Source organism: Parageobacillus toebii NBRC 107807 (assembly GCF_003688615.2).
Lineage (GTDB): Bacteria > Bacillota > Bacilli > Bacillales > Anoxybacillaceae > Parageobacillus_B > Parageobacillus_B toebii.
In genome coordinates this window covers 1,974,351-1,993,357 of sequence record NZ_CP049703.1, presented here as the reverse complement: position 1 = coordinate 1,993,357, position 19,007 = coordinate 1,974,351, and the positions used below count along the sequence as shown (strand labels likewise).

Genomic DNA, 19,007 nt, shown 5'->3' with positions numbered 1-19,007 from the left:
AAGATCAATCGAGCATCGTCAGTAGTTTGTTAGCAAACCCTTCATCTATAATCGCAACAACGACGCGGGCATCTTTTCCAATCGCATGCCCGAGCGTATAACGGTCAGACACTTTACGGAGCGGAACGCCATAGGAAGAGCATTTATCTTTGATTTTTTTCATTGTATTTTCTGACGCATCCTCCGCTAAAAGTACGAGTTTTGCTTTGCCGCTGCGAATTTCTTTGACCGTCAGCTCCTCACCCGAAGTTACTTTCCGTGCTCGATTCGCTAATCCCAATAATGATGCCCATCGGTTATTGCTCATTTCCAGCAGCAGTCTCCTTTTCTGCCAACTGAAGCAACTCATCATACAGCGCATCAGGAATTTCCGTTTTTAAATGATGGGCTAAAATATTTTTCTTTTTTGCTAGTAAAATGCATTCTTTATCTAGTGTAATGTACGCGCCACGACCAGCCTTTTTTCCTGTCGGATCAATGGAAACTTCCCCATCTTTTGAGCGGACGATGCGCATCATTTCTTTTTTTGGCTTCATTTCACCAGTCACGACGCATTTTCGCAACGGAACTTTCTTTTGACCAGCCATCTCGCTCCCCCCTCACTCGATTTTCTCTTCTTGTAAATCGAATGATTGGTTGCTGTCATTTTCATTATTGACCGATGTCTCTTCTGAATCAAGAAAAGTGGATTGCGCATATGGATCGATTCCTAATTCTCTCGCTTCCGATTCGCTTTTAATATCAATTTTCCAGTTTGTCAGCTTTGCTGCTAGCCGAGCGTTTTGCCCGCGTTTGCCGATTGCTAATGACAGCTGATAATCCGGCACGATTACGGTCGTTGCTTTTTGTTCTTCATTGACGATTACACGCAACACTTTTGCCGGACTTAATGCGTTTGCGACAAACTCAACAGGATCTGCAGACCAGCGGACGATATCAATTTTTTCCCCGTTTAATTCCTCCACAACCGCTTGAACCCGCTGCCCTTTTGGACCGACGCACGCGCCGACCGGATCCACTTCCGGATTGTCGGAATGCACCGAAATTTTCGAGCGGTCTCCCGCCTCACGGGCAATGGATTTAATTTCTACTGTTCCATCATAAATTTCTGGGACTTCCAGTTCAAAAAGACGCTTAAGCAATCCCGGATGGGTGCGTGAAACAAAAATTTGTGGTCCTTTTGTTGTCTTTTCCACTTTTGTAATATACACTTTAATACGGTCGTGCGGTTTGTATGTTTCGTTCGGCATTTGTTCGCTAGCCGGCAGCAACGCTTCTGTTTTACCGAGACTGACATAAACAAAGCGAGGATCTACACGTTGTACGATCCCTGTCATGATATCTTCTTCACGGTCAACAAACTCAGCATAAATAACGCTTCTCTCTGCTTCGCGCACCCGTTGTGTAACAACTTGTTTCGCTGTTTGTGCCGCAATGCGGCCAAAATCTTTCGGCGTTACTTCTAACTCGAGAACATCGCCGATTTGATAATTCGGATTGATTCGTTGTGCTTCTTCTAAAGAAATTTCGAGGCGCGGATCATTTACTTCATCAACCACTTCTTTACGCGCAAATACACGGATCGTTCCTGTTTCTGTATTTAAATCAACCCGTACGTTTTGCGCCTGGCCGAAATTGCGTTTATACGCAGAAATGATCGCCGCTTCAATCGCTTCCATCACAACTTCTTTGCTAATGCCTTTTTCACGGATAATATCCGCTAGGGCATCGAGTAATTGTGTATTCATGAAACGAAAATCCCCCTTTTACCATTAAAAAAAGATAACAGCAAGTCTTGCGCTCGCCACTTTTTCATACGGAATATCGATTGTTTTTTTGCGAGTTTTGTCTTTAACCGTAACAGACACTGTTGTTCCATCAAAACTGATAAGTTCGCCTTCAAATTCCTTTTCTCCTTCAATTGGTTCATATGTTTTGATATATACATTTTTCCCAATCGCTTTTGTAAAGTCCTTCGGCTTTTTTAACGGTCGTTCCGCCCCAGGTGAAGAAACTTCAAGAAAGTAGTTGTGTGGAATTGGATCGACTTCATCTAGTTTTTCACTTAACTTTTCGCTCACCATGCCGCATTGTTCAATATCAACACCATTATCGGAATCAATAAAGACACGCAAAAACCAATTTTTTCCCTCTTTTACATACTCGATATCCACAAGTTCTAAATCCATGTCGGCAAGAATTGGAGTGACTAGTTCTTCTACTATATTCGTCACTTTTTTGCTCATTCTTTTCCTCCTAACATAGAGAAACTGCATCCGTTCGTTATAACGAGAAAATCCCCTGCAAATCTGCGGGGAATGAAAAGCAATTGGCATCCATTCAAGACGAAAGAGTGGGTTTCCCCACTCTTTCCTTACCCATTATCTTTACCATTTCCACTAAAACTATAACATATTGGAAAATATATTGCAATGGGAAAACGAAACGAGATCCTATTTGTCATGGATTTTTTAAGGTCCGGCTGAAAATGGGACATCGGTTTTGCACTATATGCCGTTACAAACGAAAAGCCTATTTGCCAATCTGTTTAGCGCTGACAACGCGATAAGATGACTTTAAAATAAGGAAAGCTGGTTATGGTCTGGCAACGAATCAAGACAACCGCGGCTCTCTAAATATTCGATGAGCGTCTTTGAAAGTTTTCCGCGCTGCTGTAAATCTTCTTTTGATAAAAATTCTCCTTCTTCGCGAGCACGGACGATGTTGAGCGCCACGTTTGTCCCAAGACCCGGAATGGCGTTAAATGGCGGAATAAGCGAATTGCCGTCAATGACGAATTCGGTCGCCTGTGAACGGTAAAGGTCGATGTTTTTAAACGAGAATCCGCGTTCACACATTTCTAAAGCGACCTCTAATACCGTCAACAAGCTTTTTTCTTTTGCCGTTGCGTTCAATCCTTTCGCATTAATTTCTTCGATGCGTTTGCGAATCGCCGCAGAACCTTTAATCATCGCGTCCAAATCAAAGTCTTCCGCACGCACTGTAAAATAAGAAGCATAGTACAAAAGCGGATGATGCACTTTAAAGTAAGCAATGCGAACCGCCATTAATACGTACGCAGCGGCGTGCGCTTTCGGGAACATATATTTAATCTTTTTACATGATTCAATATACCATTCCGGCACATCATGTTTGCGCATTTCTTCTTCGAATTCCGGCGTTAGCCCTTTTCCTTTCCGCACCGATTCCATAATTTTAAAGGCAAGCGACGGCTCAAGCCCGCGATAAATTAAATAAACCATAATGTCGTCGCGGCAGCCAATTACTTCAGAAAGGGTGCAAGTGCCGTTTTGAATTAACTCTTGAGCGTTTCCAAGCCAGACGTCCGTTCCATGGGAAAGGCCGGAAATTTGCACCAGCTCGGAAAATGTCTTTGGCTTCGTTTCTTCAAGCATCTGCCGGACAAAGCGCGTTCCGAATTCTGGAATACCGAGCGTGCCGACATTGCACATAATTTGTTCCGGCGTGACGCCGAGTGATTCAGTACTGCTGAAAATTTTCATCACTTCCGGATCGTCCGTCGGAATCGTTTTTGGATCAATGCCGCTTAAATCTTGGAGCATACGAATTACCGTCGGATCGTCGTGCCCAAGAATATCTAGCTTCAGAAGATTGTCATGAATCGAATGGAAATCAAAATGCGTCGTGCGCCATTCGGAACTCGTATCGTCAGCTGGATATTGAATTGGCGTAAAATCGTAAATATCCATATAATCCGGAACGACGATAATGCCTCCTGGATGCTGCCCGGTTGTCCGTTTTACCCCGGTACATCCCGCGGCAAGACGGTCGATTTCCGCACTGCGCAGCTGCAAATTCAAATCGCTCGCATACCCTTTGACAAAACCGTAAGCCGTTTTATCGGCCACCGTACCGATCGTTCCTGCGCGATATACGTTATCTTCTCCGAACAATACTTTCGTATAGTTATGGGCGCGCGGCTGATATTCCCCGGAGAAGTTCAAGTCGATATCCGGAACTTTATCCCCTTTAAAGCCAAGGAACGTTTCAAACGGAATATCATGCCCATCTTTTTTATATTTTGTGCCGCATTTTGGACAATTTTTATCCGGCAAGTCAAATCCTGAACCGACCGAACCGTCATTGAAAAATTCCGAGTGCTTGCAATTCGGACAAACATAGTGCGGCGGCAGCGGATTTACTTCTGTAATTTCTGTCATCGTCGCGACAAAAGAGGAGCCGACAGATCCGCGCGAACCGACAAGGTAGCCGTCATCAAGCGATTTTTTTACGAGTTTATGGGAAATTAAATAAATGACGGCAAAGCCGTGTCCGATAATGCTTTTTAACTCTTTCTCCAAGCGCTGCTCAACAATTTCCGGCAGCGGATCACCGTAAATTTCTTTGGCGCGCCGATAACTCATTTCGCGAATTTCCTCTTCCGCCCCTTCAATGCGCGGCGTATACAGCTTATCTTTAATCGGCTTTACCTCGCCAATAAGATCAGCGATTTTTTGCGTATTCATAACGACGATTTCTTTTGCTTTTTCTTCTCCTAAAAAGGAGAAGCACTTGAGCATTTCGTCCGTCGTCCGAAAATATACATCCGGCAGCTCATAACGGTTGAGCGGATTTGCTCCGCCTTGGGAGTGAATCAAAATTTTTCGGTAAATTTTATCTTCTGGATTTAAATAATGAACGTTTCCAGTTGCAACGACAGGAATGTTTAATTTTTCCCCGAGCATCACGATCTTGCGGATAATTTCCTTGATCATATTTTCATCTTTTACGTAATCCATTTCAATCAGCGGTTTGTACACTTCCGGCGGATGCACCTCGAGAAAATCGTAAAATTTCGCGATTTCTTCGACTTCTTCCGGCGCTTTTTGAATCATATTGTCAAATACTTCCCCTTTATCACAGCCGGAACCGACTAAAATTCCTTCACGATGCTGCTGAAGCACTGAGCGAGGAATGCGCGGGACCCGGTAAAAATATTTCACATGTGATAAAGAAACGAGTTTGAATAAATTTTTTAATCCAATGTCATTTTGCGCAAGCAATGTCACATGGAACGGACGGGATCGTTGATACGACACTTCTTCCTTCGAACGTTCATTTAATTCGTCATGATATAAAATTCCTCGTTCTTGCGCGTCTTTTAATAGGCGCATAAGCAAATATCCAGTCGCTTCTGCATCGTAAATCGCTCGGTGATGCTGGGTTAGCTCGATATCAAATTTTTTACATAGCGTGTTTAAACGGTGATTTTTCAATTCTGGATATAAAAACCGCGCTAATTCAAGTGTATCAATAACCGGATTCGTCACTTTACCAAGACCGAGTTTCGTAAAGCCGACATTTAAAAATCCAATGTCAAAGCTAGCATTATGTGCGACAAGGATGCTATCGCCCATCCAGTCGTAAAACTGGCGCAGCACTTCTTCGACATCTGGGGCATCTTTCAACATGTCATCGGTAATGCCTGTCAGCTCGATCGTTGTAATCGATAACGGATGATGCGGGTTGGCAAATGAAGTAAAGCGGTCGATAATTTCTCCGTCCTTCACTTTCACAGCGGCAAGTTCAATAATCGTATTATACACCGCCGATAGACCGGTCGTTTCCACGTCAAAGACGACGTACGTGTCCTCGGAAAGCAAGCGGTGCGCTTCGTTATAGGCGATCGGCACGCCGTCATCGACAATGTTTGCTTCGACGCCGTACAATACTTTCATATCGTATTTTTTTGCGGCACTGTACGCTTCTGGAAATGACTGCACAACAGCATGGTCCGTAACAGCGATCGCTGGGTGGCCCCATTTTTTTGCTTGTTCAATGAGCTTCGTAACGGAAGTGACCGCATCCATTTGGCTCATCGGCGTGTGCAAATGAAGTTCCACCCGTTTTTCTCCTTCCGGAGCGGTATCTTGGCGTTCTTTCGCCTTTATTTCGTTTATATCGTTGGCGATTAACACAAGGTCACGGACGAACGTATCATTTTGCACACTCCCTCTTACCTTTACCCACATTCCTTTTTTTACATCCGCCATCAGTGCGGCATCTTCTTTATCGCGTGAAAACATTTTTACTAAAATCGAGTTTGTATAATCGGTGATTTTTAGTGTTAATAACGTCCGTCCGCTTTTTAACTCATTGATCTCCGCGTCAAACACATATCCTTGTACAACGACGCGGCGTTCTTCTTCAACGATGCTGTCTAGCGTGCGAATTTCCTCTTCTTCTCTAATTGGATAACCGATAATAAGCGGCCCTGCCGGCGCATTGCCCGCTGTTTCCGATTTCGTTTCTTTCGTCATCTCCGTTAATGCCGCTAAGGCACGTTCCGCATCTTCTTGCTGTTTTTGCGCTATAAATTGCTCAAAATCTTTTTCTGACTGTTTGACTTCTATTTCCAGCTGCAAAAGCGGAAAACCAAACGATTGATATACTTCAGCTATTTTTTTGGCGAAGCGGCGCTTCACCGCCATTGCTTCTGCATCATTGCGAGCAGTAACATATAGTTTATTTCCTTTTACAGTCGGAACTTGCTCATGAAGCAACGATAAAAGCGGCGAGACCCCTTCTTGCAACTCTTGCAAACAGAGCGTCCAATAGTCACGCACATCCGATTCCGTAAAATGGGAATCGATCGTTTGTATTGTATATTTCACATTTGCGATATGATGGAACGCATGAACAAGCTTTTGTGTAAACAGTTGATAAACCTGATAAGGCAAAATTTTCGGCAGCAAAAAATAGAAATGCCAACATTTTTTCTCCTTTTCAATGACAAGCTTTTGAATGCCTGCCTCAGAGAAATACGGAACAAATTCGTCAGACGTCAATTCAAGCTGCTGCAACAACACTTGAAATCGCTCTTTTTGCTCGTTCGTTAACATGACGTCGATCCTTTCCCCTCTCAAAATGATTACACATCTCTCCTAATATAATAACAGAAGGGCTGTCTGAAAAGTAACATTTCTACTTTTCACCAGCACAGCCCTTCAAAATCTATATTTATTGTTGTAAAAGACGTCGAATCGTGTCGATCAGTTCGTCTACAGACACTTCCATTGACTCGCCTGTTTGGCGCACTTTTACTTCTACAATTCCTTCATTAGCGCGCTTTCCAACTGTCACCCGAATTGGAATTCCGATTAAATCGCTGTCGGCAAATTTGACGCCAGCGCGCTCCGGACGGTCATCATATAATACTTCAAAGCCGGCTTGTCCAAGCTTTTCATACCATTCGTCAGCAAGCTGACGCTGCTCCTCATTTTTTGCATTCACCGAAATAAGATGGACGTGGAAAGGAGCAACTGATGCCGGCCACACAAGACCGTTTTCGTCGGCAAATTGCTCGGCAATCGCAGCCACTAACCGGGAAACGCCGATGCCGTAGCAACCCATAATCATCGTTTGCGAACGTCCATTTTCATCTAAATAAGTCGCGTTCATCGCTTTGCTGTAACGCGTGCCCAATTTAAACACGTGGCCAACTTCAATGCCGCGGGCAAAGCGAATCGTGCCTTTTCCATCTGGAGACGGATCTCCTTCTTGAATAAAACGTAAATCTGCATATTCAGAAACAGTAAAATCACGCTCTGGATTGACGCCAATATAATGATATCCTTCCTCATTCGCCCCACATACACCATTGACAATTGCTTTTACCGCGTGATCGGCAACGACGGTAACAGATTCGCTAACACCGATTGGACCGAGCGAACCGACCTCACAGTTCATTGCTTGCTTCGTTTCTTCCGGTGTTGCCAGCTCTACGACCGATGCGTCAAATAAGTTTTTCACTTTTACATCGTTTGCTTCATGGTCGCCGCGGACAAGTACAAGTACGTAACGGTCATCCACTTTAAAGAGCAATGACTTGATGCATTTTTCTGGCGTCACCTGTAAATAGGAAGCTACTTCTTCTATTGTTTTTTGCCCCGGTGTATGCACTTTTTCCAATTTGCGAAGCGGCTCATCGCTTTTTTCATATGTAGTAATAACAGGGGCCATTTCGATATTTGCCGCGTAATCAGAAGCATCGGAATAGGCGATCGTATCTTCACCGATTTCCGATAATACCATAAATTCATGCGTATCTTTTCCGCCAATCGCTCCGGAATCAGCAATGACGGCGCGGAAATTTAAACCACAGCGGCGGAAGATGTTCGAATACGCTTCATACATTTTATTGTATGTTTCATCCAAACTTTCTTGTGACGTATGGAACGAATAGGCGTCTTTCATAATAAATTCACGGCCGCGTAATAAACCGAAGCGCGGGCGTTTTTCATCACGGAATTTTACTTGAATTTGATAAAGCGTAAGCGGCAGGCGCTTATATGTTTTCACTTCGTCACGCACAAGCGCCGTAATTATTTCCTCATGCGTCGGTCCAAGCGCAAAATCGCGTTCATGACGGTCTTTCAGGCGCATAAGCTCCGGACCGTACGAATACCAGCGGCCGGATTGCTGCCATAATTCCGCTGGCTGCAGCGCCGGCATGAGCAATTCGATCGCTCCGGCACGATTCATTTCCTCACGAATGATCGCCTCTACTTTTTGCAATACGCGCTGGCCAAGCGGTAAAAACGTATATACACCGCTTGCGCTTTGTCGAATAAATCCAGCGCGCAACAACAGCTGATGGCTTTTCACTTCTGCGTCTGCAGGCACTTCACGCAATGTTGGGATAAATGACTGACTTTGTCTCATCTTCTCGCACCTCTTTTTCTCTATCTCTTTTGTTCAAGGAAAGAAGGAAGAAGACTTCCCATCTTCCCTTCACTTTTCATAGGAAAAACTTTTGAATGTCATTCCATGTAACAACAAGCATTAATAGCATTAAAAGGGCAAAACCGATAAAATGAACCATTCCTTCTTTTTGGCGGTCAATCGGTTTGCCGCGCAGCGCTTCGACGGCGAAAAAGAGCAATCGCCCACCATCAAGCGCAGGAAGCGGCAATAAGTTGACAATACCAAGGTTAATGCTTAAAATCGCTCCCCACTTCATTAAATAGTAAATTCCCGATTCTGCCACTTTTCCAGTTGAAACGGCAATGCCAACCGGTCCCGATAGCATATCGAGCTTAAATTGACCAGTGACTAACTGTCCGAGACCAACAAGAATTTCTTTCGTCCAATAATACGTTTCAATGACTCCTTGTTTTAATGAGCCGAAAACCGATTTTTCCATAGGCCCGTACACACCAATAAGACCAATCGTTTCTCCTTGTACTGTTTTCGCGTCAGGCGTTACCGTAATATCCATAATTTTTCCATTCCGTTGTATTTTAAAAAGCAATTCCTCTTCTGGATGGGCACGAATAATATCAACGACTTGCGTCCACGTCTTGACCGGTTCGTCATCGATCGAAAGAACGATGTCACCTTGCCTGAGGCCCGCTTCTTTTGCCGCGCCGTCTTTTGTCAGTTCGCCGATTATCGGTTTGTCAACCGGATATCCTTGAAGCAATCCGATTAACAAAAATACAACAAATGCCAACACAAAATTCATAAGCGGTCCTGCTAAAATCGCCATCGTCCGTTGCCCTAACGTTTTCGCGGCAAATTGACGATGATACGGAGCAATTTGAATTTCTTGATGGTCGACGACGAAAAAGGCTGGCTCGTTCACGGAAAATCGTTCGAGGCGATCTTCATTTTGATCCACATAGCCGGTAATGTACATCTGATGTTCTAAATCTGCTTGTTCTACTTCAATTATTTTCGCATTTGGATAGTCGTCTTTATGGTTGACAATAATTTTGTCGACGTTGCCATCGCGATCTAGTTCTAATCCGACGACTTGCCCAGGTTTAATTTCGATCATTTCCGGGTCTTCACCGGCCATGCGGACAAAACCGCCTAATGGGAGCAAACGAATCGTATATACGGTTTCGTTTTTCTTAAATGAAAATACTTTTGGACCGAAGCCGATGGCAAATTCACGGCATAAAATTCCCGCGCGCTTAGCGAAAATCAAATGGCCAAGTTCGTGGAAAAACACAAGCGCACCGAAAATCACAATAAACGCAATGATCGTTTCCAATGTTTCAACCACCTTTTTTTATAGTAGTGACCGAACGTACCGGCGGGTTTCCGCATCAATTTCACGAATCTCCTCCAGCGATGGTTCTTTTACGAATTCATGCCGCTCTAGTGCACGTTCAATATATTCCTCAATAGTTAAAAATGCGATACGGCCTTGCAAAAAGGCGGAAACTGCCTCTTCATTCGCTGCGTTCAACACCGTTGGCAACGACCCGCCCGCTTTTCCTGCTTCATATGCTAATTGTAAACAACGAAAACGCTCAAAGTCTACCCGCTCAAAGTGTAATGTGCTAATTTCTGCTAAGTCAAGCGGTTTCGCATTGGCTAGCGGCAAGCGTTCAGGGTATGTTAAAGCATATTGAATCGGTACGTGCATATCTGGCGTTCCGAGCTGGGCGATCACGCTTGTATCACGGAATTGAACGAGCGAATGAATGATGCTTTCACGATGTAATAACACATCAATTTGCTCATATGGCAACTCGAAAAGCCAATGCGCCTCAATAACTTCTAACCCTTTGTTCATCATTGTCGCCGAGTCAATCGTAATTTTTGCTCCCATCGACCAGTTCGGATGGCGCAACGCTTCTTCCACTGTTACGTTTTTTAATTCTTCCCTTGTTTTATCACGGAAGCTGCCGCCGGAGGCTGTTAAAATAATTTTTTCCACACGGTTTCGTTTTTCTCCTTGTAAACATTGAAAAATTGCCGAGTGTTCGCTGTCAACTGGCAATAAAGAAACGCCGTGTTTTTTAGCGGCTGCTGTTACAATATGCCCTGCTGTTACAAGTGTTTCTTTGTTCGCTAATGCAATCGTTTTGCCTGCTTCAATAGCTCTTAGTGTCGGAACAAGACCTACGCTTCCAACAACGGCTGTCACAACGATATCCGTCTCTGGGAAAGCCGCTGCTTCAATTAATCCCTCCTCGCCAAACACGATTTTCACTTTTCCTGCGTATTCGCTGCGAAGCTTCTCATAAGCGTCCGCCTCAGCAACAGCGACAAGCCGAGGAGCAAACTCTTCAATAATCGCTCGCGCCATGTCCACATTTTTTCCAATCGATATTGCTGTCAATTGAAACTCATCTGGATGGGAACGAATAATATCCAACGTCTGGGTGCCGATGGAACCACTCGCCCCTAATATACTAATATATTTCAATTCCTTCACTCCTAACTCCCTTATAACGCTGCATTGATGAAAAAGTGTAAAATCGGCAAAATGAATAATAAACTATCAAAGCGGTCCAAAATACCGCCATGACCCGGCAAAATATTTCCTGAATCTTTCACGCCATAATACCGTTTAAATGCGGATTCGACTAAATCCCCTAATTGACCAAATATGGAAAGAACAATCGTCATCACAATTAAAAGGGCAAAACTGTCAAAAAGGTTTGTACATAGTTGATATATAATGGCAACAACAACCGCACAAACAATTCCGCCAATCGAGCCTTCTACGGTTTTATTCGGGCTAATTTCCGGCCAAAGCTTGCGTTTTCCCCATGCTCGACCGATAAAATACGCTCCCGTATCTGTCGCCCATATGGTAAATAAAGCATAAACCATATACGCTAAACCAATAAAGCGGGTTTCCATGAAATAATAAAACCCGAAGCCAACATAAAGAATGGATAAACATATAAATCCTGCTTCTTCAAATGTAAATGCGTTTTTTGTCACCACCGTATATATAAGCAACAATAATACGGCAACTACTAATAATTCGATTTTCGTTATATTGAAGGACTCGAGCCAATTGGTGTAGGCTTTTGGAATAAGAAGCCCCCATAAAAGCAGGAAACCAATGATTCCTTCTTTAGAAAACACGCGAAGACGTTTCATGCGCAATAATTCAAACAGCCCAATCGTTGCCAATATATATGTTACTATTATAAACGGAAATCCGCCAAAAATAACAATCGGTAAAAACAGTGCGGCGGCAATGACTCCAGTAATGATCCGTTGCTTCATCTTGTTTAAACTCCTCCAAACCGGCGATTACGCTTTTGAAAAGCAGCAATCGCTTCTAATAAATGTTGCTCTGTAAAATCTGGCCATAACACATCGGTAAACCAAAATTCAGTGTAAGCGAGCTGCCATAACATAAAATTGCTTAAACGTATTTCTCCGCTTGTACGGATGAGTAAATCCGGATCTGTTAAATCCTTTGTCATTAAATATGAAGACACTAATTCTTCCGTAATTTCCTCTGGAGATAACCAGCCTTTTTGCACTTCTTTGGCAATTTGTTGCATCGCATATGTAATTTCCGCACGGCTTCCGTAGTTTAAAGCAAAATTAAGAATTAACCCTGTATTTTCCTTTGTTTCGTCAATGGCTCTTTCTACCGCCCGCCGTGTATGCTCTGGAAGCCGTTCGATATGGCCAATCACGCGAACATTGACATTCTCCTCTGCCAATTCAGGAAGAAATGTCGTTAAAAATTGCTCTGGAAGCTTCATTAAATAATCTACTTCGCTTTTCGGACGCTTCCAATTTTCTGTTGAAAATGCATATAATGATAATATTTTAATGCCAAGTTCGTTGGCAAAACGAGTAATTTTGCGAACGACTTGCATGCCTTCATAATGGCCTGCCGCCCGCGGCAATGCGCGTTTTTTCGCCCATCGCCCGTTTCCATCCATAATGATGGCGACATGTTTCGGGATCGGATTTTGCATTATTTCTTCTTTTGTGTAAACAAGAGAAGAGGACGACACATCCTCCTTATTTTTCCAAATTTTATTAAACATACTAGTCCTCCATATGAAGATATTTTATTATTAATGTACCATGCGACTAGTGAGTTTCGAAACAGCTATTTTAACTCTCTGTCTCATTTGCTTTTTCATTATAACAAAAAAACCCTCCATGAAAATAGAGGGTCTTTCCTATTTCATTACACTTCCATAACTTCTTTTTCTTTCTCTTTCGTAATCGTATCAATTTTTGCGATATGGTCATCGGTAAGCTTTTGAACATCGTCCGTATAACCGCGCAATTCGTCTTCAGTAATTTCCCCGTTTTTCTCAAGCTTTTTCAACTCATCATTTGCATCACGGCGGATGTTACGAACAGCAACTTTCGCATCTTCCGAATATTTTTTGACAAGCTTCACTAGCTCGCGGCGACGTTCTTCTGTTAATGGCGGAATGGTGATGCGAATGACTGACCCATCGTTGGATGGCGTTAATCCTAAATCAGAAGATAAAATGGCTTTTTCGATATCTTTGATCACCGATTTATCATACGGCTGAATGACAAGCAGCCGCGCTTCCGGAACACTGATGCTTGCCAGCTGGATAATTGGTGTAGGCATGCCGTAATAATCAACTGTTACTTTTTCTAATAAACTCGGGTTTGCTCTTCCTGCGCGAATGGTCGCAAGCTCACGAGTGAACGCTTGAACAGCTTTGTCCATTTTTTCCTTTGCAGTATTGATAATTTGTTGTACCATATTTATTTCCCCCTTACGATTGTTCCTATATTTTCACCAAGAACGGCACGTTTTATATTGCCTTCTTCCATAATGGAGAAAACAATCAACGGAATATCGTTATCCATACATAACGATGAAGCAGTGGAGTCCATCACGCCTAATCCTTGTTTAATAACCTCTAAATAGGATACTTCATCATATTTTACCGCGTTTTCATCGACTTTCGGATCAGCGCTATATACACCGTCAACGTTATTTTTTGCCATTAAAATAACGTCTGCTTCAATTTCAGCAGCACGTAATGCGGCAGTCGTATCGGTTGAAAAATATGGATTTCCTGTTCCTGCCGCAAAAATAACGACACGTTTTTTCTCCAAATGACGGATCGCTCTTCTTCGTATGTAAGGTTCAGCCACTTGCCGCATCTCAATCGATGTTTGCACTCTCGTTTCAACACCGAGATTTTCAAGGCTATCTTGGAGAGCAAGCGAATTCATCACTGTTGCAAGCATTCCCATATAGTCCGCTGTGGCGCGATCCATTCCCATCTCGCTTCCCGTTTTTCCGCGCCATATATTGCCGCCGCCGACGACGATCGCAATCTCAACACCGAGTTCGGCGACTTCTTTTACTTGTTTTGCAATGGATTGAATGATCGAAGGATTAATACCAAATCCTTGTTCACCAGCTAACGCTTCACCGCTTAATTTTAATACAACTCGCTTATACTTTGGCTTTTCCATGTCAAACCTCCATGCAGCTAATTAAAAGCGAAAAAACGTTTATTTCCAAGGAAACATCGCAAAGAAAATGCCACATTGCTTCCTGTCAAGCTAAGCGTTGTAACGTTCTATTTTTAAAAATAGGGAACACGGCGTGTGTTCCCTATGGACTTCATTCATTGCTTTCTCATTTGATTCATTACTTCTTCAGCAAAGTTATCTTGGCGTTTTTCCATACCTTCGCCAACTTCATAACGGATAAATGTTTTCACTGTCGCGCCGTTAGATTCAACATATTGACGGACTTTTACATCTGGGTTTTTCACAAATGCTTGTTCTAGCAAGCAAATATCTTCATAAAATTTGTTTAAACGGCCTTCTACCATTTTTTCAACGATATGTTCCGGTTTTCCTTCATTTAATGCTTGCTGTTTCAATACTTCGCGTTCGCGATTAATTTCTTCTTGCGGCACTTGGTCGCGGGAAACGTATTTCGGATGCAATGCGGCGATATGCATTGCCACATCTTTCGCTACTTCTTGGTTTGCCGAACCTGCTAATAATGTTAATACGCCGATGCGGCCTCCCATGTGCAAATACGCACCGAAAACATCATTTTCTCCTTTTTCCACAATTTCAAAACGACGCAACGTGATTTTTTCACCAATTTTTGCAATTGCAGCATTAATATGTTCTTGAACTGTTGTCCCGTTATCCATTGTTTGCCCAAGCGCTTCTTCAAGCGTAGCTGGTTTATGTTTTAACAAGTGTGCAGCAAGTTCTTTTACTAACGTTTGGAACGCTTCGTTTTTCGCAACAAAGTCCGTTTCAGAGTTCACTTCTAAAATAACAGCCGTGTTGCCGTCGATTTCGACCAGCGTCATTCCTTCCGCAGCAATACGATCCGCTTTTTTCGCCGCTTTGGCGATCCCTTTCTCGCGAAGCCAATCGATCGCTTTTTCCATATCACCGTTTGTTTCTGTGAGCGCTTTTTTGCAATCCATCATCCCCGCGCCCGTTTTTTCACGCAATTCTTTTACCATTTGTGCTGTAATCGCCATAAATAAAAATCCTCCTTTAAACTCGCATATATGTATCGTTCAAGCAAAATCGGCGGAAGCTAATTTTGCTCTCTCCCGTAATTAGTATAGCCAACTACGGCCATTTTCTGTCTCAAAAAAAGGTGATAAAAGGCTTTTCCCCTCTTATCACCTTTCCCAAAACACATTACTCAGCAGCAACGACTGCTTCTTCGCCTTGTTTTGCTTCTAACACTGCGTCCGCAATTTTGGAAGTAAGAAGTTTTACGGCACGAATTGCATCGTCGTTTGCTGGAATGACATAGTCAATTTCATCCGGATCGCAGTTTGTATCTACAATTCCGATAATCGGAATGTTTAATTTGCGCGCTTCTGCAACAGCAATGCGCTCTTTGCGCGGATCGATTACGAACAATGCGTCCGGCAATTCTTTCATTTCTTTAATGCCGCCTAAAAATTTCTCTAAACGTTCTTGTTCTTTCTTTAAACGAATGACTTCTTTTTTCGGAAGTACGTCAAAGATGCCGTCTTCCGCCATTTTTTCAATTTCTTTTAAACGTTTAATACGTTTTTGAATCGTTGCAAAGTTTGTTAATGTACCACCTAACCAACGTTGATTCACATAGAACATGCCGCAACGTTCTGCTTCTTCTTTCACAGACTCTTGCGCTTGTTTTTTCGTACCGACAAACAAAATTTTACCGCCGTTTGCTGCTAATTCTTTTACGAAATTATATGCTTCTTCCACTTTTTTGACGGTTTTTTGTAAGTCGATAATATAAATGCCGTTGCGTTCTGTGAAAATATATTTTTTCATTTTTGGATTCCAACGGCGAGTTTGATGTCCGAAATGAACACCAGCTTCAAGCAATTGTTTCATAGAAATAACTGACATTGCAAGATCCTCCTATTTGCTTGGTTTTTATTCCTCCGCCCACGTCATTTTTAAGCAAGACTGACAGCGTCAGCACCGTTGCTTAAATCGATGGGCGTGTGTATTCACACCATGTAAAAATATATCATAACTGCATGTGACAATCAAGCAATTGTTAGCCTACTTTTGGCGAAATTTTAATAATAACTCGATTTCCGTTTTTCCTTTTTTTAGAATTTTAGCGATTTCTTCAATCGTTTTTCCTTGTTCGAAAAGCTGCCATGCCTCTTCGACAAGCGAAGGCATAGCTTGATGACGTATATCAACGATGTCTTTCACATCGTCAACGTTTGGAAAATAGTTAGGCAGCGCTTCTTCTTTTGTCGATGTTGCATCGGCTTTGGAAGAAGATTGCTTTCTATCAGCCTTAGTGCGATTGGTCAGCATGTCGGTCAGCTCTTTTAGAAAACGCTCGTTTTCTTCCTTCCACTCTAATAAATATGCAGAAAACGTTTGTTCCATCTCCTCAGCCATTTGTTGCTGACGTTTTTCTGTTTCTTTCACTTTCGATAATTGTAAATAAAGCAAAATAATAACAAACAATGAAAGCGCATGAAGAATAAAACTGACAACAAGTAAAAATGCAATCATCGCATCCCTCTATCCTATCATATCAATGATTTTTCCTTTATATGGATGGATATTTTTATTGTTTTGTTCCCGGCAAATATTGGCGCTTGTTCGCTTTTCTGTCACTTGCCTCCGCGCTCGCTCCTCTTGTTTTTTTGTCGCTTCAGCAAGCTGCGATTGCATAAGCTGTGCGTGATGATGCAAAGCATTTTGAATTTTTCCAGCATCGTACGTTTTTGGGAACGCTATTTGTAATTCGATTAATTTGATATCCATATGTCCCCACTTCCTTTTAAGCTAAAGCGCTTGTTCTAGAATTTTGCGCAGCTTAAAAATGGCTTTTGAATGAAGCTGGGAAATTCTTGATGTGGAAAGTCCTAAAATTTCTCCAATTTCGGTAAAAGTAAGTTCTTCTTTATAAAACAAACTAATAACAAGCTGCTCTTTTTCACTTAGCTGCTGGATTACTTCTGCCAATTTCTCATACAATTCCTGCTTTAAAACTTCTTCCTCCGGAGAAGGTGTTTTTTCATCACGAATGGCTAGAAGCGCGTTTTCTTCTTCCTTGTTTTCCGTAATAACATGTTGAAAAGATAAGACGTTGGCAAAAAAGTTCTCATTTACTGCCATATATACTTCCTCTTCTGTGATCCCTAGTTCATCGGCAACTTCTTTTGCTGTAACAGACCGCATATACCGCTGCTCCAGCTTTTCGATCGTTTCCTCAATTTTTTTCGCCTTTTCCCTTACGCTGCGCGGAAGCCAATCTTCTTTGCGCAGCCCATCGAAAATGGCGCCGCGAATCCGAAATGAGGCGTACGTATCAAATTTTAAATCACGGGAGGGATCAAACTTTTCGAGCGCGTCGTAAAGCCCCATTAATCCAAGACTTATTAATTCTTGTTTACTTATAGTTTTTGGCAACGACGCGGCTATTCGTTGAACATGATAATGAACAAGCGGCATATATGTTTGCACGAGCTTATCTCCGGCTTGCGGGTCACGATGATATATCCAACGATCCCAATATTTGCGTTCTTCGCTCGTTAAAACGTTCGCCATGTGATTCCACCTCATCTTTTTCAAAATGCCGCTGTTATTTCTCTCATATTTCTTTCATCCCTTGATTCACTGTACGAATCGATAAAATGGCCGTTTTCGGATTAAATTCGATCGTTCGTCCGCTGTTGCCGCCAACATCTTCGGCAACGATCGGAATATGAAACCGGTTCAACTGCAGCCTAACTGCTTCGACATTCCTTGCTCCAATTCGCATCATATCCGTACTTTTGGAAGGAAAAGAAAACATTTGCGCTCCACCGGCCATTTTTGCTTTTAGCATCCCTTTTCTTCCTCCCGCCTGAACAACGAGTTCTATTAACGCTTCGATCGCTGTATCTGCATATTTCGCTACGTTCATTGTTTCCGATCTCGAAAGCGAAGAATCAGGAAGCATCACATGCGCAAGTCCCGCCACTTCCTTCCATTGGTCAAAAATGACGACGCCGACACATGATCCTAATCCAGATGTTCGAATTAAATTTGGCGCATGAACCACCTTCATATCGGCAATGCCAACTTTTACTACATGAATGGTTTCGTTCACAGAAGATCCACACCTAACGCGCGAAAAATAGAAGCGAACGAATCTGGATCAGGAAGTAAGAAGAAATGCCCATTGACACTATCTTCTGGACGGCGTTCATCATACAAAGCGGTATCAATAAGAATCGCATAATCACCAACGCGAGACAATTCCAATAACCCATATTGCAAAATAGCGCCAATCATATCAACGGTTAGCATCGGAACAGATGGATAAAATGCCAAATTAGTAAAGTCAGCCAGTGCCGAAAGATAGGAACCGGCAAGTATATTTCCTAGCTCTTGCAGCGCTGATTGTCCTAGTTCTGATGGATGTGAATCAAACGTAAACGTCTCATCCCCCGTCATTTGACGTATAAACCGCTCTGCCTGTGCCAATGAAAGTACAAAAAACATATTTCCCGGAGCATCTCCTTCAATCCTCAAATACACACATGCTACTACTTGTTCCGCACCGCCAATAAGCTCCATTACTTCATCAAATGTAGCAATTTGAACATATGGAACAGCCATTTCAATTTTTTTATTTAATAGTTTTGATAAGGCTGTTGCTGCATTCCCTGCCCCGATATTGCCGATTTCTTTTAAAATATCAATATGGGTGCCACTTAATTTGTTGATATGTTCCATCATTTTATAACTCCTCT

Annotated in this window: 19 protein-coding genes; all 19 read right to left on the bottom strand. The window is 42.6% G+C overall.

What is annotated here, in order from left to right; genetic code table 11:
• Nucleotides 1-4: 4 nt before the first annotated feature.
• The 19 genes from DER53_RS10340 to DER53_RS10250 all read right to left on the bottom strand — a co-directional run bounded on the left by DER53_RS10340 (nucleotide 5) and on the right by DER53_RS10250 (nucleotide 18,990).
• Complete coding sequence (locus tag DER53_RS10340) at nucleotides 5-307, bottom strand: YlxQ family RNA-binding protein (RefSeq protein ID WP_015863486.1); 303 nt, start codon at nucleotides 305-307, stop codon at nucleotides 5-7.
• On the bottom strand, nucleotides 297-587 hold the full coding sequence (gene rnpM, locus DER53_RS10335; protein WP_015863485.1) for an RNase P modulator RnpM: 291 nt from the start codon (nucleotides 585-587) through the stop codon (nucleotides 297-299). The genes DER53_RS10340 and rnpM overlap by 11 nt, the downstream gene beginning before the upstream one ends.
• A 12-nt stretch (nucleotides 588-599) precedes the next feature.
• Nucleotides 600-1,748 (bottom strand): transcription termination factor NusA, encoded by a 1,149-nt coding sequence (gene nusA / locus DER53_RS10330; RefSeq protein WP_015863484.1) that lies wholly within the window; start codon nucleotides 1,746-1,748, stop codon nucleotides 600-602.
• A 24-nt stretch (nucleotides 1,749-1,772) separates the two neighbouring features.
• Nucleotides 1,773-2,246, bottom strand: coding sequence for a ribosome maturation factor RimP (gene rimP / locus DER53_RS10325; protein WP_062753353.1), 474 nt, complete (start codon nucleotides 2,244-2,246; stop codon nucleotides 1,773-1,775).
• A 330-nt stretch (nucleotides 2,247-2,576) separates the two neighbouring features.
• Nucleotides 2,577-6,884 carry a PolC-type DNA polymerase III gene (locus DER53_RS10320; protein ID WP_015863482.1) on the bottom strand — a complete coding sequence of 1,436 codons (4,308 nt, stop codon included), beginning with the start codon at nucleotides 6,882-6,884 and terminating at the stop codon, nucleotides 2,577-2,579.
• A 118-nt stretch (nucleotides 6,885-7,002) separates the two neighbouring features.
• A complete protein-coding gene (locus tag DER53_RS10315) occupies nucleotides 7,003-8,706 on the bottom strand; it encodes a proline--tRNA ligase (protein ID WP_062753355.1) in 1,704 nt (567 codons plus the stop codon).
• Nucleotides 8,707-8,782: 76 nt separating this feature from the next.
• A complete protein-coding gene (rseP, locus tag DER53_RS10310) occupies nucleotides 8,783-10,042 on the bottom strand; it encodes an RIP metalloprotease RseP (protein WP_062753357.1) in 1,260 nt (419 codons plus the stop codon).
• An 18-nt stretch (nucleotides 10,043-10,060) separates the two neighbouring features.
• A complete protein-coding gene (dxr, locus tag DER53_RS10305) occupies nucleotides 10,061-11,206 on the bottom strand; it encodes a 1-deoxy-D-xylulose-5-phosphate reductoisomerase (RefSeq protein ID WP_062753624.1) in 1,146 nt (381 codons plus the stop codon).
• 20 nt (nucleotides 11,207-11,226) lie between these two features.
• Nucleotides 11,227-12,021, bottom strand: a complete 795-nt coding sequence (locus DER53_RS10300; protein ID WP_015863478.1) for a phosphatidate cytidylyltransferase — start codon at nucleotides 12,019-12,021, stop codon at nucleotides 11,227-11,229.
• A 5-nt stretch (nucleotides 12,022-12,026) separates the two neighbouring features.
• Nucleotides 12,027-12,803 (bottom strand): undecaprenyl pyrophosphate synthase, encoded by a 777-nt coding sequence (locus DER53_RS10295; RefSeq protein ID WP_015863477.1) that lies wholly within the window; start codon nucleotides 12,801-12,803, stop codon nucleotides 12,027-12,029.
• Between the two features lie 146 nt (nucleotides 12,804-12,949).
• Nucleotides 12,950-13,507: a ribosome recycling factor gene (gene frr / locus DER53_RS10290; RefSeq protein ID WP_062753359.1), complete on the bottom strand. Its 558-nt coding sequence runs from the start codon at nucleotides 13,505-13,507 to the stop codon at nucleotides 12,950-12,952.
• 2 nt (nucleotides 13,508-13,509) lie between these two features.
• Nucleotides 13,510-14,232 carry a UMP kinase gene (gene pyrH / locus DER53_RS10285; RefSeq protein ID WP_062753361.1) on the bottom strand — a complete coding sequence of 241 codons (723 nt, stop codon included), beginning with the start codon at nucleotides 14,230-14,232 and terminating at the stop codon, nucleotides 13,510-13,512.
• 155 nt (nucleotides 14,233-14,387) lie between these two features.
• Nucleotides 14,388-15,272 carry a translation elongation factor Ts gene (tsf, locus tag DER53_RS10280; RefSeq protein WP_062753363.1) on the bottom strand — a complete coding sequence of 295 codons (885 nt, stop codon included), beginning with the start codon at nucleotides 15,270-15,272 and terminating at the stop codon, nucleotides 14,388-14,390.
• 166 nt (nucleotides 15,273-15,438) lie between these two features.
• Nucleotides 15,439-16,146: a 30S ribosomal protein S2 gene (gene rpsB / locus DER53_RS10275; protein ID WP_062753365.1), complete on the bottom strand. Its 708-nt coding sequence runs from the start codon at nucleotides 16,144-16,146 to the stop codon at nucleotides 15,439-15,441.
• 159 nt (nucleotides 16,147-16,305) lie between these two features.
• Nucleotides 16,306-16,776: a hypothetical protein gene (locus DER53_RS10270; protein WP_015863472.1), complete on the bottom strand. Its 471-nt coding sequence runs from the start codon at nucleotides 16,774-16,776 to the stop codon at nucleotides 16,306-16,308.
• A 9-nt stretch (nucleotides 16,777-16,785) separates the two neighbouring features.
• A complete protein-coding gene (locus tag DER53_RS10265; RefSeq protein ID WP_062753366.1) occupies nucleotides 16,786-17,031 on the bottom strand; it encodes a hypothetical protein in 246 nt (81 codons plus the stop codon).
• A gap of 21 nt (nucleotides 17,032-17,052) precedes the next feature.
• The gene (locus DER53_RS10260) at nucleotides 17,053-17,817 is read right to left on the bottom strand and encodes a FliA/WhiG family RNA polymerase sigma factor (RefSeq protein ID WP_015863470.1); all 765 of its coding nucleotides are present in this window, start codon (nucleotides 17,815-17,817) and stop codon (nucleotides 17,053-17,055) included.
• A gap of 43 nt (nucleotides 17,818-17,860) precedes the next feature.
• Nucleotides 17,861-18,319 carry a chemotaxis protein CheD gene (locus tag DER53_RS10255; protein ID WP_174525690.1) on the bottom strand — a complete coding sequence of 153 codons (459 nt, stop codon included), beginning with the start codon at nucleotides 18,317-18,319 and terminating at the stop codon, nucleotides 17,861-17,863.
• Nucleotides 18,320-18,357: 38 nt separating this feature from the next.
• Nucleotides 18,358-18,990, bottom strand: a complete 633-nt coding sequence (locus tag DER53_RS10250) for a chemotaxis protein CheC (RefSeq protein ID WP_062753626.1) — start codon at nucleotides 18,988-18,990, stop codon at nucleotides 18,358-18,360.
• Nucleotides 18,991-19,007 lie beyond the last annotated feature (17 nt).